Source organism: Geodermatophilus sp. SMS 5-13, assembly GCF_059428245.1.
In genome coordinates this window covers 3,581,635-3,596,014 of sequence record NZ_CP165729.1, presented here as the reverse complement: position 1 = coordinate 3,596,014, position 14,380 = coordinate 3,581,635, and the positions used below count along the sequence as shown (strand labels likewise).

Sequence of the window (14,380 nt, the reverse complement as noted above, 5' to 3'; positions counted from 1 at the left end):
GCAGGCGGCACCGGGAGGGCGAGGAGGAACGGCCGTGGAGAACGCGAGGCAGCGGGTCGTCGTCGGCATCGACGGCTCGGACGGCGCCCGCGCGGCGCTGGCCTGGGCGATGACGGAGGCAGCGGCCCGTGACGCCGCCCTCGAGGTGGTCACCGCCTTCCCGGTGGACTTCTACTGGGCCGATCCCGAGCTGCTCGACAGCGGCCGGATCGACAACATCCGGGCCGACACCGAGGCCCGCGCGCGGGCGATGGTCGATGAGGTGCGCAGCGACCCGGCCGCCGCTGGGGTGGACGTGTCGGTGCTGGCCGTCGCCGGCTCACCGGCCGCGCACCTGGTGCAGCGCTCGGAGGGCGCGGCGCTGCTGGTGGTGGGCAGCCGCGGCCGGGGCGCCGTGCGCAGCGCGGTCGCGGGCTCGGTCGCGCTGCACTGCGCGGCGCACGCCCGCTGCCCGGTCGTCGTCGTCCACCCGGCGCCGGTGTCCGAGCCGGCCCGCGTGGTGGTGGGGCTGGACGCCTCCGAGCACGCGCGGGCCGCGCTCACCGCGGCGGCGGGCCAGGCGCGGCGGCTCGGTGCCCGCGTCGACGCCGTCCTGGCCTACGAGGCGCCCAACTATTGGAGCGACCTGTACGCCGTGATGGCCCCGCCGCTCGGCGAGAGCGCCGAGCACGCGCGCACCCGCGGGGAGGCGCTGGTCGCCGAGGTGCTGGGCGACGGTGCGCGCGACGCCGTCCGGGTGGCCGTCGTCGAGGGACACCCCGGGCACGTGCTGGTCGACCAGGCCCGCGGCGCCCGGCTGCTCGTGGTCGGCAGCCGCAGCCGCAACCAGCTGCAGGGCGTCGTCCTCGGGTCGACCGCGCTGCACTGCGTGCTGCACGCGCCCTGCCCGGTGCTCGTCGTGCACGCGCGCCCGGGTGCCCCGGCCGACCGGCCGGCCCGGGCCACCGCGACCGCCGCGGGCTGAGGTCCGCGGTGCAGGCCTGGGTGGTCGAGCGCCCGGGACCGATCGACGACGGTCCGCTGCGGCGGGTGGAGCGCCCGCTGCCCGAACCCGGCCCGGGCCAGGTGCGGGTGCGCGTCCGCTGCTGCGGTGTGTGCCGGACCGACCTGCACCTCGCCGAGGGCGACCTGCCGCCGCGCCGGGCGGCCGTCACCCCGGGGCACGAGGTCGTCGGCGTGGTCGACGCCCGCGGCGAGGGCGCCGCGCGGTTCGCGGTGGGGGAGCGGGTCGGCGTCGCCTGGCTGGGCCGCACCGACGGCTCCTGCCGGTACTGCCGGCGCGGCGATGAGAACCTCTGCACCGCCCCGGCGTTCACCGGCTGGGACGTCGACGGCGGCTACGCCGACGCCTGCCTGGCCGACGAGGCGTTCGCCTACCGGCTGCCGGAGACGCTGTCCGACGAGCAGGCCGCGCCGCTGCTGTGCGCCGGGATCATCGGCTACCGGGCGCTGCGCTGCGCGGCCGTGCCACCCGGCGGCCGGCTGGGCCTCTACGGCTTCGGCGGCAGCGCGCACCTGACCGCTCAGGTCGCCCTCGCCCAGGGCACGCGGGTGCACGTGTTCACCCGCGGCGAGCGCAACCGCGCGCTGGCCGCCGAGCTCGGCGCGGACTCGGTGGGCGGGGCGGCCGATCCCGCGCCCGAGCCGCTGGACGGCGCGATCCTCTTCGCCCCGGCGGGCGACCTCGTCCCGGTCGCGCTCCGGGCCCTCGACCGCGGCGCCACCCTCGCGGTGGCCGGCATCTGGCTGTCCGCGATCCCGGGGCTGGACTACGCCGCCGAGCTGTTCCAGGAGCGGCGGCTGCGCAGCGTCACCGCCAACACCCGGCGGGACGGCGAGGAGTTCCTGCGCCTGGCCGAGCGGCTCGGCGTCCGGGCGACGACGGTGCCCTACCCGATGGCGGAGGCGCCGCGGGCGCTGGCAGACCTCGCGCACGGCCGCTTCGGCGGCGCCGCCGTCCTGGTCAACTAGTGCCGTGGCCTTCGACCCTCGCCCTGTCGTTGGCTCGCCGCCGGCCCCGTGACGGCCGAACCGCGTCCCGCCCCCGTTGCCGGTCGCGGTACTAGCGGCGGCGGACCGCGCGGGCGACCCCCCAGACCGCGAGGACCCAGCCGAGGATCCCGGCGGCGACGATCCGGTTGACGTCGACGGCCGGGTGCCAGGTGACCCCGCCGTCCTTGACCACGTAGGCCCCCGCCGGCCGGGCGATCAGCCCGAAGCCGCCGCCGTCGCCCTCCTCGCCGGTGTCGGCCTTCCTGCCCGTTCCGCCGCCACCGCCGCCGCGGACGGACGCCGCCGGGATCACCGTCACCCCGTCGCGCTCGTACGGCTCCCCGAAGACGCGGGACACGGTCATCGCGTCGCGCACGGCGGGGATCAGCGTGGACGGGTTCATGACGGCTCCTTCGTCGAGGGGTGCTGGGCATCATCGGGCACCCGGCGGGCGTTCGGGGCGTCCCTCGGCCCCGGGTGACGGCGACCTTCGGCCCTGCTCGCCGAGCGCGGCCGACCGGCAGCGTCGGGACCATGACCATCGAGCGGGCGAGCGCCGGCGACCTGGCGATGCGGGCCCGGGCCAGGCGCAGCCCGGTCCCCGAGCGCATGGGGGCGGTGCTGGTCCTCGACGCGCCGGCGCCCGATCCGGAGGAGCTGCGCCGGGTCGTCGCCGCCCGGCTCGGCGCGGTGCCGCGGATGCGGGAGCGCCTGGTCCGCCTGCCGCCCGGCGCCGGCCGGCCGATCTGGGCCGAGGACCCGGGCCTCGACCTCGACGCCGCCGTCGGGGTGCGGCGCTGCCCGGCGCCGGGGGACGAGGCGGCGCTGCTCGGCCTCGTGGCGGACCTGGCGGGCGGGCCGTTCGAGCCGGCCGGGCCGCTGTGGACGGCGACCGTGGTGACCGGGCTGGCGGCCGGCCGCAGCGCGCTGGTCCTCCTGCTGGACCACACGGTCGCCGACGGCCTCGGTGGCCTGGCCGTCCTCGGGCGGCTGGTCGATCCCGGGCCCGGGCCGCGGCCGCCGGCGTCCCTCCGTCCGCCCTACCGCCTCCTCCTGGCCGACGCCGCCCGGTCCCGGCTGGCGGCTCTCGGGCGGGCGCCGGCCGCCGTCCGGGCGTTGCTCCGCACCCGCGGCGCGCTGTCCGGCCCGCCCGCCGAGCCGTGCTCGCTGCTCGCCCTGACCGGGCCCCGCCGGGCACTCGCCGTCGCCCGCGCCGACCTCGCCGCGGTGCACGCGGCCGCGGCGGCGGCCGGGGCCACGGTCAACGACGCCCTGCTGTCGGCCGTCGCCGGTGCCCTGCGCGACCTGCTCGCCGCTCGCGATGAGGCGGTCGGCGAGTTCCGGGTCGGCGTGGCGGTCGCCGTCCACCGCACCGCGGGGATGGGGGAGTTCGCCAACTCGGTCGCGCCGCTCGCCGTCGGCGTCCCGTCGGCCGGCACGGTGGAGGAGCGGCTGCGCCGGATCGCCGGACTCGTCGCCCGGCACCGGGCCGAGATGGCCGATCCGGAGGCCGGCGCCGTCCTCGCCCCGGTGCTGCGGGCCGTCTGCGCTCTGGGCCTGTACCGCCGGATGCTGCGGCGGCAGCGGATGATCCACACGCTGGTCAGCGACGTCCCGGGTCCGACGGGTGTCGTGTCCCTCGCCGGCGTGCCGGTGGCCACGCTGGTCCCGCTCTCGGTCGGGGACACCGGCAACGTCACGGTGTCGTTCGTCGCCCTGTCCTACGCGGGCACGCTCACGGTGACGGCGGTCGCCGATCCGGGCCGGGTCCCGGACCTGCCCGTACTGGCCCGGGCGCTGCAGGCGGCACTGGACGAGCTGTGCGCCGCGGCACCCCGAGCGCCAGGTTCAGCAGTGCCCCGATCGTGACCCCGGCGGCCGCGCCGCCGAGGACGTCCAGCGGCGCGTGCGCGCCCAGGTAGACGCGGGCGACCGCGTTGAGGACCGCGACCACCAGCAGCAGCCACTGCCAGCGGCGCGCCACGTAGGGCGCCACGAGCACCACGATCCCGAAGGTGATGATCGCGTGCCCGGACGGGAAGGAGACCCCGGCCGACGGGACGTCGCGCAGGATGGCGCCGGGGATCGTCGTCCCGGGCCGCTCCCGGTGCACGAGGACCTTGAGCACCTCCTTCTCGACGAACAGCTTGAGCGGCACGAGCAGCACGAGGCCGGCCGCCAGCCGCCAGTGCCGGGTGACCGCCGCGACCACGGCCACCAGCAGCGGCACACCGAGGACGCCGGCCAGCTGGAAGACCCACAGCGGCCAGCGCAGCGCGTCGGGGAGCCCGTTCACCGCCCGGAAGACCGCCCGCTCCACCGCCCCGACGGTGCCGGAGGACGCGACGACCGCGCACCCGGCGGTGACGACGGCGCCGCCGAGCGCGAGCCAGGCGTCGGCCGGCCGCCGGACCACCGCGGTGCTCACAGGACCAGCCGCCGCTCGAGCCGGTCGCCCAGCGCCCAGCCCAGCGCCGCGGGCAGCCAGAAGGTCAGCGTGCGCACGGTGAGGAGGGCGGCGCCGGCCGCGGGCAGCGGCGCCCCGACGGCGGTCAGGCCGAGCAGCAGCCCCGCCTCGGCGAGCCCCGGGGCGCCGGTCAGCGGCAGGACCGCCCACAGCAGCCTCAGGACGGCGTAGACGGAGGCGGTGGCCAGCACCGGGACCCGTCCGCCCGCGCCGTGCAGCGCCGCCGCGAGCGCCGCGGCCTCGAGCGCGATGGCAAGCGCGGACCAGCCGAGCTGGACGGCCCACGACCGCATGCCGTCCGCCCGCTCCGGACGCAGGCCCCGCGGCAGGCCGAGCAGCCGCGCGCGCAGCTGGGCCGGGCGCGGGCCGCCGGGGCGGACGTGGCGGCCGGCCAGCAGCTGGCCGGCGAGGGCGAGCAGCAGCGCGGCGGCGCCGACGGCGAGGACCCCGGCCGGCCGCACGGGCGCCTGCGCGCCGGCGAGCCGCCCCTCGAGCAGGGCGAGGCCGACGGAGCCCGCGGCGACCAGCAGCGCCGCCGCCACCGCCCCGGTGTCGTACCGGTCGATCGCCCGCTCCGCCGCCTCGGGCAGCACCCCGGCCCGTTCCAGGAAGCGGGCGGCGACCCGCCGCCGGTCGACCGGGCCGCGGCGCAGCGTCGCGCCGTCGGTGGTGAGGGTGGCCGCGAAGATCCGGCCCAGGGCCAGCCGCCGGTCGACCGCCATCCCGACCGCCGCCGCCGTCGCGCCCCGGGCGAGGACGGCGAGGGCCACCGCGCCGCCGAGCCAGCGCCAGCCGTTGAGCTCCACCGCCTCGAACACCCGGGTCGCGCCGGTGAGCCAGGTGAACCCGACGAGCACCACGGCCGCGGCGGCGCCCACCGCCAGCGCGGCCCCCGCGCCGGCCGGGCCGAACTGCAGCCGGGCCGGGTCGGGGACGCCGACCTGGCGGCGCACCTCGCGGCGCAGCGCGGTCAGCCGGGGGCGGTCGGCCTGCACCTGCGCGCGGGTGGCGGCGGACAGCGCCAGCGGGGCCAGCCGCGGCAGCGCCGCCGACACCGCCGCCGTCCCCAGCCGCCGGACGGCGCCCGCGACCACCTCGGCGGGCTCGACCCGCGGCGCCAGCGACGCCATCAGCTCGGCGACGTCCCCGGCGAGCGTGTCGTCGTCCGCGCCGGTCTCGGCGTTGCCGAAGTCGACCAGCCAGGGGCGGCCCTCGTCGTCGACCAGCACGCTGGACGAGCCGAGGTCACGGTGCGCGATGCGCGCCGCGTGCAGCAGCGCCACCTGCTCCCACACCCGGTCGAGCAGACCGGGGGTCAGCTCCGCGGCGGGCAGCCGGTCCAGCGTCCGGCCGGCGACGAAGACCTGGACGACGACGGCGCCGCGGTTGCTGCCCCGCGCGAGCAGCACCGGCGGCACCCGCACGCCGCGCTGCGCGGCGGTCAGCGCGGCCACCGCCTCGTGCTCGGCCTGCTGCCCGAGCGGCGCGAGAGCGTCGGCGTCCTTGACCTCGCGCGCGCCGAGCACCCGGGCCAGCCGGAACAGCCAGTCCCGCTCGTAGCGGTCGGGGTCGAGGACCTTCACGAACACCCGCCGGCCGTCCCGGTCGACGGCGGTGAACGGGTGCGAGCTGCGGGCGCCCGTCCCGGCGGGGACGACGTCGTCCACCGGCAGCCCCATCCGCCGCAGGATGCCGGCCACCCGGCCAGCGCTGGGCTGCCAGCGGGGGACGCCGAACGCCCAGTGCACCAGCGAGCCGATCGCCCAGCCGGCGGCCAGCCCACCCACGACGTCGAGCGGCAGGTGGGCGCCCACGTAGATGCGCGCCAGGCCGACCGCCCAGGCCAGCGCCCAGACCACCCGGCGCCAGCGCCGCGAGAGGTACGGGGCGGCGGCGGTGGCCATCGCGGCGGCCACCGCGGAGTGGCCGCTGATGAAGCCGGCGCCGCTCGTGACGCCCTCGTGCAGGACGGCGCCGACGGGCAGGCCCGCGGGCCGCTCCCGGCCGACGACGCCCTTCACCAGGTCGGCGGCGAGGTAGGCCAGCAGCCCGGAGATCAGCAGGTCCCGCGCCATCCGCAAGTGCCGGGTCGCGGCGGCGAGCGCCGCCACCGTGGGCACGGCGAACACGTTGCCGAGCTGCATGACCGCCCAGACCACCGGATAGGCGAAGCCGGGCAGGTCGTTCACGATGCGGAACAGGTCGCGCTCGAACGCCGACAGCTGGCCCTGCTGGGCGACCAGGACGCCCAGCAGGAGGACGGCGAGGCCGAGCGCCACCCGCAGCAGGTCGCCGGGGTGCCGCTCCGGCCGCGCGGCCGCACCGGCGCCGGACCCGGCCAGGGTGGACCGGCCGGCGCCGCGCGCGAGCGTGGCGTCCATGCCGGGCAGTCGACACCGCGCGGACCCGGATCCGGCAGGGTCTTCCGACCCCGGCCGTACGTCGGCAGGACCTCCCCGGCCCGGCACGACGCCCCGGCTCAGCCGGGGGTGGGCGTGTGGTAGATCGCGGTCAGCCAGACGTCGAGCAGCACGTCGACGACGTCCCCCGCCGCGATCGCCGGCCCGTCCCCGCTGAACGTGCCGTGCAGGGCGCGCTCGTTCATCGAGTTCAGCGCGATCGCCAGGTCACGGGCCGGCGGGCCCGGGGGAGCGGCGCCGTGCGCGCGCTCGGCCTCGATCAGCGCGGTGCAGTTCTGCACCCACTGCTCGAACACCCGCGCCCACAGCTCGCGGACCTCCTCGTTGGTCGCGCGGGCCTCGGCCAGGGCCAGCGCCACGCTGCGGTGCTCGCGGAAGGTCTCGAAGTACGCCCTGATCCCGTTGCGCCAGTCGGTGCGGCGGTCCCCGCTGCGCGCGGCGAAGGACTCCGCCGAGGCCCGGTCCGCCTCCGCGATGACCCGGTCCAGCAGGGTCAGCAGGACGGCGTCCTTGGAGCGGAAGTAGAAGTAGAAGGTGGGCCGGGAGATGCCGGCGCCGCGCGCGAGGTCGTCCACCGAGATCGCCGACAGGGGGCGGTCGGCGAGCAGCCGCTCGGCGGTCGCGAGGATGGCGAGCTCGCGGTCGTCCCCCGAGGGCCGCGGCGCGCGACGGCCCCGGGTGCCGGGGCGCGCGCGGGGAGGAAAGGCGACCACCGCCGTACCCTAGCCGAGCTGTGACAGAGGCCTCAACATGCTGTTGACCCTTTCGACGGACTGTCGATACGGTGACTCGGTGGCAGCGCAGCCCCTCGACGACCTGTCCCGACCACGCCCCGCGGAGCACGTCGACGTGCTGATCGTCGGCGCCGGCCTCTCCGGCATCGGCGCGGCCTGCCGGCTGCGGACCGATTCCCCCGGCCGGTCCTTCGCGATCCTCGAGGCCCGCGAGGCCATCGGCGGCACGTGGGACCTCTTCCGCTACCCGGGCGTGCGCTCGGACTCCGACATGTTCACCCTGAGCTACCGGTTCCGGCCGTGGACGGGGCGGAAGTCGATCGCCGACGGGCCGTCGATCCGGCGCTACATCGAGGAGACCGCGCGCGAGTACCGGGTCACCGACCGGATCCGCTACTCCCACCGCGTGGTCGCGGCCGAGTGGTCCAGCGAGGACGCGCGCTGGACGGTCACGGCCGAGCGCACCGACACCGGCGAGACCGTGCAGCTCACCTGCTCGTGGCTGTCGGTCTGCGCCGGCTACTACCGCTACGACGAGGGCTTCCGCCCCCGGTTCGAGGGCGAGGAGCGCTTCGGCGGGCAGATCGTCCACCCGCAGCACTGGCCCGAGGACCTCGACCACACGGGCAAGCGGATCGTCGTCGTCGGAAGCGGCGCCACCGCCGTCACCCTGGTGCCGAGCCTGGCCGACCGCGCCGAGCACGTCACGATGCTGCAGCGCACGCCCAGCTACATCGTCTCGCTGCCGGGGGAGGACCCGCTCGCGCGGACGCTGCGCGGCAAGCTGCCGCCCACCGCGGTCTACCGGGTGGTGCGGGCCAAGAACCTCCTGCTCAGCACACTCATGTACCAGTTCAGCCGGCGCCGTCCCGAGGCGATGAAGGCGCTGGTGCGCAAGGGGCAGGTCCGGGCGCTGCCCGAGGGCTACGACGTCGACACGCACTTCGCGCCGCCCTACGACCCGTGGGACCAGCGGCTGTGCCTGGTCCCGGACGGCGACCTGTTCCGGGCGCTGCGCTCGGGCAGGGCCGAGGTCGTGACCGACCGGATCCGCACCTTCACCGAGGACGGCGTCGAGCTCGAGTCCCGCCGGACGATCCCCGCCGACGTCGTCGTGACCGCGACCGGCCTGCAGGTGCAGCCGCTCGGCGGCATGACCCTGACCGTCGACGGGAAGAAGGTCGACCCGTCCACCCGGGTCTCCTACAAGGGGATGATGTTCTCCGGCGTGCCGAACCTCGACATGGTGTTCGGCTACACCAACGCCTCGTGGACGTTGAAGGCGGACCTGATCAACCGCTACGTCTGCCGGCTGCTCAACCACCTCGACGCGCACGGCTACGTCTCCGCGACCCCGGTGGCGCCCCCCGAGGGCGGCAGCGCGCCGTTCGTCGACCTGACGTCGGGCTACATCCGGCGCAGCCTCGCCGAGCTGCCCCAGCAGGGCTCGCGGGCGCCGTGGCGGGTGTACCAGAACTACTTCCTCGACCGGCGGATCATGAACCGCGGCCCGGTCGAGGACGAGGGGATGACCTTCCAGCGCGCCGTGGCCGCGCCCCGCGAGGTGGCGGTCTGATGCAGCCCTACGTCTTCGCCGGCGGGACGGCGGCGGTCACCGGAGCGGCCAGCGGCATCGGGGAGGCACTCGCGCACGCCCTGGCGGGCCGGGGGAGCGACCTGGTGCTGCTCGACCGCGACGCGGAGCGGCTGGCGGGGGTGGCCGACGCCGTCCGCTCGGCGAACCCCGACCGGAAGGTGGCCATCCACGTCGTCGACCTGGCCACCGACGAGGCGGCGCAGGAGATCGGGGCGCGGCTGGCCGCCGAGCACCCGGAGATCACGCTGCTGGTCAACAACGCCGGCGTGGCGCTCGGCGGCCGGTTCGACCAGGTCACCCTCGAGGAGTTCGACTGGGTGATGGCGATCAACTTCCGCGCCGTCGTCCGGCTGACCCACGCGCTGCTGCCGGTGCTCAAGGCCCACCCGGGCGCGCACCTGGTCAACGTGTCGAGCGTCTTCGGCATCTTCGCCCCGCCCGGGCAGGCGGCCTACGCGGCGAGCAAGTTCGCCGTCCGCGGCTTCTCCGAGTCGGTGCGCCACGAGCTCGCCGAGGACGGCGTCGGTGTGACCGTCGTCCACCCCGGCGGCATCCGTACCCGCATCGCCGAGACCGCCCGCACGGCCTCCGTCATCTCCGAGGAGGAGGCGGCCGAGGGCAAGAAGCAGTTCGCCAAGCTGCTGCGGATCCCGCCGGAGACCGCCGCCGCGCAGATCGTCGCCGCGATCGAGAAGCGCCGGCCGCGGCTGCTCATCGGCGCCAGCGCGAGGATCCCCGACGTCCTGGTGCGCCTGCTGCCCGGCACCTACTGGAAGCTCGTCGCCCGCGGCACCGGCCTCTGACGACGTTGTCGGGGCGATGCGCGCGGATGGACGCCGCCGGACCTGACCCCGGCGCAGGTCGTGCGCCGAGGCCGGGTTCCCGCGCCAGGAACCCGGCCTCAGCGCACTCTGTCGCTGCCGCTGATCAGCGGCCGAGGGCGGCCAGCTCGCGCTGGACCATCTCCTCGTGCGCCCGCTCGTCCTCGCGGGCCCGACGCGGGCTCCACCGGCCGGCCATCACGAAGACGAACGGCAGGAAGAGGACCTGACCGGCGATGCAGACCCACCACCAGGTCTGCCACTGGCCGGGGATGTCCTCGGCCGCCTGGGCCACCTCCGGACCGTTCGCCGCGAGGTACTCGAGGTCACCGTCCTCGAAGGCGCCCGGCGCGGCCTGCAGGTCCGCGGCGTACTGCCCGGCCGCCTGCAGGTTCGCCTGGACGTCGGCGGAGGCCAGGCTGGTGAGCAGCCCGACCGCCGTCTGCTGGTCGACGCCGAGGCCGGCCATGATCTGCTGCACCGCAGCGCCCTGGGCCGCCTGGTCGGTCGGGTCGGCCTGCAGCGCCGCGAGGGTGTCCGGCGCGATCACCTGCACCGTGGCCAGCTGGCCGTCGCGGACCACCGACTCCACGCCCGCGGCCGCGGCCTCGCTCGCACCCTCGGCGCGGGCCACCTGGCCGAGCAGGGTCGCCAGCGCATCGGTGTCGGACGGGTCGGACTGCACCTGCGCGGCCAGGTCCGGGTCGATGCCCGTGACGATCGCGAACTCCTGCGGGTGCTCCTCCTGCATCGCCGTGATCCGCGAGCCCTGGTCGACCAGGGTCGAGGTCGCCGGGACGACGAGGGTGAGGACCGCCAGCGACACCGTCACGACGATCCGCAGGATCCAGCCCCACACCGCCAGGCCCGTCGCCGTGGCCGCCGGGTTGTGCTTCTCGACGGTCTCGGTGAACGACGCCATCCACGCGACGTAGGCCATGCCGCCGCCGACGGAGCTCAGCACGAAGTAGACGGCGAAGCTGTAGTAGCCGGTGTCCGGCTCGGTCGCCGCCAGGGTGAACAGCACGCCGCCCACCAGGCTGATCAGCGTGCCGACGACCATGAACGGCTTCCGGACGCGCAGCTTGTCCGACAGCAGGCCGAAGAGCACCAGGCCGATCGCGTTGAAGCCCCAGTACCAGTTGGCCAGCCCGTTGGCCCGCTGCTCGGAGTAGCCGTAGACGGTCGCGAAGTAGACGACGACGAAGCCGACCAGCGCGTAGTACAGGAGCAGGAAGACGCTGATCGCGAACGCCGACCCGACGATGTCGAAGCGCAGCACCTGCCGCCACGAGCCCTTGACCGCCTGCTCCGGGTCGATGCCGGCGGCGCGCGCCTCGATCAGCGCGCGGTCGCGCATGCTGACCATCAGCTGGTCGCGCAGCGCGGGGGAGAGCTCGCGCAGGCCGACCAGCGCGACCAGGAAGACGGCGAGCCCGGCGATGCCGCAGACGTAGAACTGGAAGCGCCAGTCGGGGTGGTCGTCGAGGGTGTTGCTGGAGACCGTGGTGACCACCAGGCTGCCGAGCACCGGGCCGAGGGTCCAGAAGCCCATCGCCACGCCCCGGCCGACCTGCGGCGAGAAGTCGCGGATCAGGGCCGGCGTGGCCACCAGGACGATGCCCTCGACCAGGCTGAGCAGCGCGAACAGCACCGTGTAGACGGTCTTGTTCGGCGCGTGCGGCAGTCCGAACAGGATGATCAGGCCGGTGACCAGCAGGCCCCCGACCACCAGGTTGGCGCGGCCCCAGCGGTCGGCCAGCCCGGCGAACAGCGAGGCGAAGGCGCCGACCGCGTTGCCGATGACCGAGACGAACACGAAGAACGTGAACGACATCCCGAAGTCGGCGATGATCTGCGTCGCGACCGCGCCGCCGATGTAGAGCTCGTAGTACAGGACCACCGTCGCGAGCACGGTGATGCCCAGGTAGAGGGCCCGCGGGCCGGTCTCCGGGTAGTGCGGGAGCTTGCGGTCCCAGAGCCGGCTCAGCCCGCCCCGCGGCGGCGCGGGGTCGTCGGCGTTGCGTGGCGGGACGGTCGTGGTCGTCACGGTGTTCCCTTCCCCGGCGACGGTGCCGGGCCCCGAGTGGGAGCACGCCGGGCCGGAGGCCGGCGGTGTGGTGCAGACCACACAGCGGCGCAGGTTATCGACGCGCTGTCAGCACAGTCAACGATCTGTCGAGTCACCCGACGGGTTGTTTCACTGACGCAGCGTCGCGCCGGGACGTCGGCGAGACTGGCCGGGTGCCGACCGCCGTCCCCGCCGCCTTCGTGAGGGCGCACACCCGCCCCGCCACGCCCTCGCTCGTCCCCGAGGTGACGCTGCACGTCGCCGACGACGTCGTGGCGCTCTGGGACGCGATGGAGACCGAGCACGGCCGGCCGGCCGAGCAGCCGCCGTTCTGGGCCGCCGCCTGGCCGGGCGGGCAGGTGCTGGCCCGCTACGTGCTGGACGCGCCGGGGGTCGTCGCCGGGCGCCGCGTGCTCGACCTCGGCTCCGGCAGCGGGCTCGTGGCGATCGCCGCCGTCGCGGCCGGTGCGCGGGAGGTGGTGGCCAGCGAGATCGACCCCTACGGGACGACGGCGATCGCGGTGAACGCCGAGACCAACGGCGCCCGCGGTATCCGCGTGGTGGGCGACGTGCTCGAGGGCCCGCCCCTCGACGTGGACGTCGTCCTCGCGGGGGACGTCTGCTACGACCGTGAGATGACCGAGCGGGTGATGCCCTTCCTCGACGCGTCGCGCGCGGCCGGGGCCGAGGTCTTCATCGGCGACCCGGGCCGGATGTACCTGCCGGTCGAGCGGCTGACCGCCGTCGCGGCCTTCGACGTGCCGGAGACCGAGGGGCCGGGGATCCGCCGGTCGACCGTGTGGCGGCTCGCCTGAGGGGACGGCGCGGTTCCGTTTCGTTCGCTGCTACGCATTCCCGCCGTCGAGAAGTTTCTCCCGCGACACTCATCACCCCACAAATCGTCGGCCGCGGATTGTCACGACTGCATAACGACCTCTACGGTGGAGAGGTCCGGTTCGGCGTCACGTCCCCACCCGGGGAGTCCGAGCGGACGCCGCCGAGTCGCCTTCACGGGCGAGCCGGGGACCCACCGAAGTACTGGGGTGAATCCCGCCGACCGGGCACGTGCCCGTCGCGGGTAGGGCTGCTTCCCGCCCGAATCCGTCAGCTAACTCGGTAGGCGGCTGACGGAAGAAACGGAGAGCCGCCTGATGGCGCGCCCGATCCCCTCCGCACGTTCCCGCAGCGCCCGGCACCGTCGCCTCCGGATGCGCCCGCGCATCTAGACGTTCGCGGCCGTCCGCCCGGACGCCGCCCGCAGGCCCACCGCTCCCGAGCACTCCGCTCGACCGGCTGAACCAGCCGCCTCCCGGTGCGCCCGCGCAGGTCCGGCTCCCCGGCGAACCGCCGTGACCGCTGCCCGCTCATCCGCCGCAGCCCCGCAGCCCGCGACGGGCTCTGCTGCGCCCATACCCCCTCGGAGCACCGCCACTCATGAACCTCCGCAGCACGATCTCCGGCCGCAGCACCGCCCGCCGCCGTCCGCCGTCCTTCACCCGCCGTCCCGCCCTGTACCTCGGCGTCGCCGCCGCGGGTGCGGTCATGGTCAACGTCCTGTTCGGCGCCGACCCGGCGGCCCAGGCCGAGGCCGGGACGGCGGACTCGGTCAGCGTCGCCCAGGAGCTCGGCCTGACCGCCCAGTCCGGCGCTGTCGCCCCCACCGAGAACCTGCAGCCGCTGGAGGACCTCGCCGCCAGCCGCAGCACCCGCGAGGCCGACCAGACCGCGGCGCAGCAGGCCCAGGCCGCCGCCGACCAGGCCGAGCTCGACCGGCAGAAGGCGGAGGCCGAGGCGAAGGCCAAGGCCGAGGCCGAGGCGAAGGCCAAGGCGGAGGCCGAGGCGAAGGCCAAGGCGGACGCCGAGGCCAAGGCCCGCGAGGAGGCCGCGGCGGCCGCGGCGCCGGCGTCGTCCGGGTCCGGGTCCGGGTCCTACCAGGACTACGCGCTGTCCAAGCTCGGCGGCAACAGCTCCGAGTTCTCCTGCCTCGAGAACCTGTGGGGCAAGGAGAGCGGCTGGAACCCGAACGCGCAGAACCGGTCGAGCACCGCGTACGGGATCCCGCAGTTCCTCAACTCGACGTGGGCGAGCACCGGCATCGCCAAGACCTCGGACCCGTACCGCCAGATCGACGCGGGTCTGATCTACATCGACAACCGCTACGGCTCGCCGTGCGGCGCGTGGTCGCACTCGAAGTCCACCGGCTGGTACTGAGCCGACAGCTCTCGCCTGACCTGACCTGACCGAGGGGTCGCCCGTCGCGGGCGGCCCCTCGGCCGCG

Annotated in this window: 11 protein-coding genes, 1 pseudogene and 1 riboswitch; of the genes and pseudogenes, 7 read left to right on the top strand and 5 right to left on the bottom strand. The window is 75.9% G+C overall.

The window, feature by feature from the left end:
* Positions 1-34: 34 nt before the first annotated feature.
* Both AB3388_RS17365 and AB3388_RS17360 read left to right on the top strand, forming a co-directional pair.
* Positions 35-964 (top strand): universal stress protein, encoded by a 930-nt coding sequence (locus AB3388_RS17365; RefSeq protein ID WP_495406556.1) that lies wholly within the window; start codon positions 35-37, stop codon positions 962-964.
* A gap of 8 nt (positions 965-972) precedes the next feature.
* Positions 973-1,971, top strand: coding sequence for a zinc-dependent alcohol dehydrogenase family protein (locus tag AB3388_RS17360; RefSeq protein ID WP_495406555.1), 999 nt, complete (start codon positions 973-975; stop codon positions 1,969-1,971).
* Between the two features lie 91 nt (positions 1,972-2,062).
* Here AB3388_RS17360 and AB3388_RS17355 read toward each other — a convergent pair whose 3' ends face one another.
* Entirely contained in the window at positions 2,063-2,395 is a 333-nt protein-coding gene (locus AB3388_RS17355) for a hypothetical protein (protein WP_495406554.1), read from the bottom strand.
* Between the two features lie 131 nt (positions 2,396-2,526).
* On the opposite strand from AB3388_RS17355, the gene AB3388_RS17350 reads away from it, so the two are divergent.
* Entirely contained in the window at positions 2,527-3,861 is a 1,335-nt protein-coding gene (locus tag AB3388_RS17350; RefSeq protein WP_495406553.1) for a wax ester/triacylglycerol synthase domain-containing protein, read from the top strand.
* 10 nt (positions 3,862-3,871) lie between these two features.
* On the opposite strand, the pseudogene AB3388_RS17345 reads toward AB3388_RS17350, so the two are convergent.
* The 3 genes and pseudogenes from AB3388_RS17345 to AB3388_RS17335 form a co-directional block, all read right to left on the bottom strand.
* Positions 3,872-4,288, bottom strand: a pseudogene (locus AB3388_RS17345) (phosphatase PAP2 family protein); the annotation flags it as partial.
* 128 nt (positions 4,289-4,416) lie between these two features.
* Positions 4,417-6,840 (bottom strand): phosphatase PAP2 family protein, encoded by a 2,424-nt coding sequence (locus tag AB3388_RS17340; RefSeq protein ID WP_495406552.1) that lies wholly within the window; start codon positions 6,838-6,840, stop codon positions 4,417-4,419.
* Positions 6,841-6,938: 98 nt separating this feature from the next.
* Complete coding sequence (locus AB3388_RS17335; protein ID WP_495406551.1) at positions 6,939-7,592, bottom strand: TetR/AcrR family transcriptional regulator; 654 nt, start codon at positions 7,590-7,592, stop codon at positions 6,939-6,941.
* Between the two features lie 79 nt (positions 7,593-7,671).
* Between AB3388_RS17335 and AB3388_RS17330 the strand changes: the two genes are divergently transcribed.
* A complete protein-coding gene (locus AB3388_RS17330; protein ID WP_495406550.1) occupies positions 7,672-9,189 on the top strand; it encodes a flavin-containing monooxygenase in 1,518 nt (505 codons plus the stop codon).
* Positions 9,189-10,013, top strand: coding sequence for an SDR family NAD(P)-dependent oxidoreductase (locus tag AB3388_RS17325; RefSeq protein WP_495406549.1), 825 nt, complete (start codon positions 9,189-9,191; stop codon positions 10,011-10,013). Before AB3388_RS17330 ends, AB3388_RS17325 begins: the two co-directional genes overlap by 1 nt.
* A 124-nt stretch (positions 10,014-10,137) precedes the next feature.
* Here the strand turns inward: AB3388_RS17325 and AB3388_RS17320 are convergent, their stop codons facing one another.
* Positions 10,138-12,081: an MFS transporter gene (locus AB3388_RS17320; protein ID WP_495406548.1), complete on the bottom strand. Its 1,944-nt coding sequence runs from the start codon at positions 12,079-12,081 to the stop codon at positions 10,138-10,140.
* Between the two features lie 194 nt (positions 12,082-12,275).
* Between AB3388_RS17320 and AB3388_RS17315 the strand changes: the two genes are divergently transcribed.
* Both AB3388_RS17315 and AB3388_RS17310 read left to right on the top strand, forming a co-directional pair.
* The gene (locus tag AB3388_RS17315; RefSeq protein ID WP_495406547.1) at positions 12,276-12,917 is read left to right on the top strand and encodes a class I SAM-dependent methyltransferase; all 642 of its coding nucleotides are present in this window, start codon (positions 12,276-12,278) and stop codon (positions 12,915-12,917) included.
* A gap of 170 nt (positions 12,918-13,087) precedes the next feature.
* A riboswitch (cyclic di-AMP (ydaO/yuaA leader) is annotated at positions 13,088-13,240 on the top strand.
* Between the two features lie 296 nt (positions 13,241-13,536).
* Positions 13,537-14,313, top strand: a complete 777-nt coding sequence (locus AB3388_RS17310) for an aggregation-promoting factor C-terminal-like domain-containing protein (RefSeq protein WP_495406546.1) — start codon at positions 13,537-13,539, stop codon at positions 14,311-14,313.
* The last annotated feature ends 67 nt before the right edge of the window (positions 14,314-14,380 follow it).

Excerpts from the sequence above, each read along its gene's own strand:
- AB3388_RS17355 (WP_495406554.1), bottom strand. The coding sequence starts at position 2,395 with ATGAACCCGTCCACGCTGATCCCCGCCGTGCGCGACGCGATGACCGTG.
- AB3388_RS17350 (WP_495406553.1), top strand. The coding sequence starts at position 2,527 with ATGACCATCGAGCGGGCGAGCGCCGGCGACCTGGCGATGCGGGCCCGG.
- AB3388_RS17340 (WP_495406552.1), bottom strand. The coding sequence starts at position 6,840 with ATGGACGCCACGCTCGCGCGCGGCGCCGGCCGGTCCACCCTGGCCGGG.
- AB3388_RS17325 (WP_495406549.1), top strand. The coding sequence starts at position 9,189 with ATGCAGCCCTACGTCTTCGCCGGCGGGACGGCGGCGGTCACCGGAGCG.
- AB3388_RS17310 (WP_495406546.1), top strand. The coding sequence starts at position 13,537 with ATGAACCTCCGCAGCACGATCTCCGGCCGCAGCACCGCCCGCCGCCGT.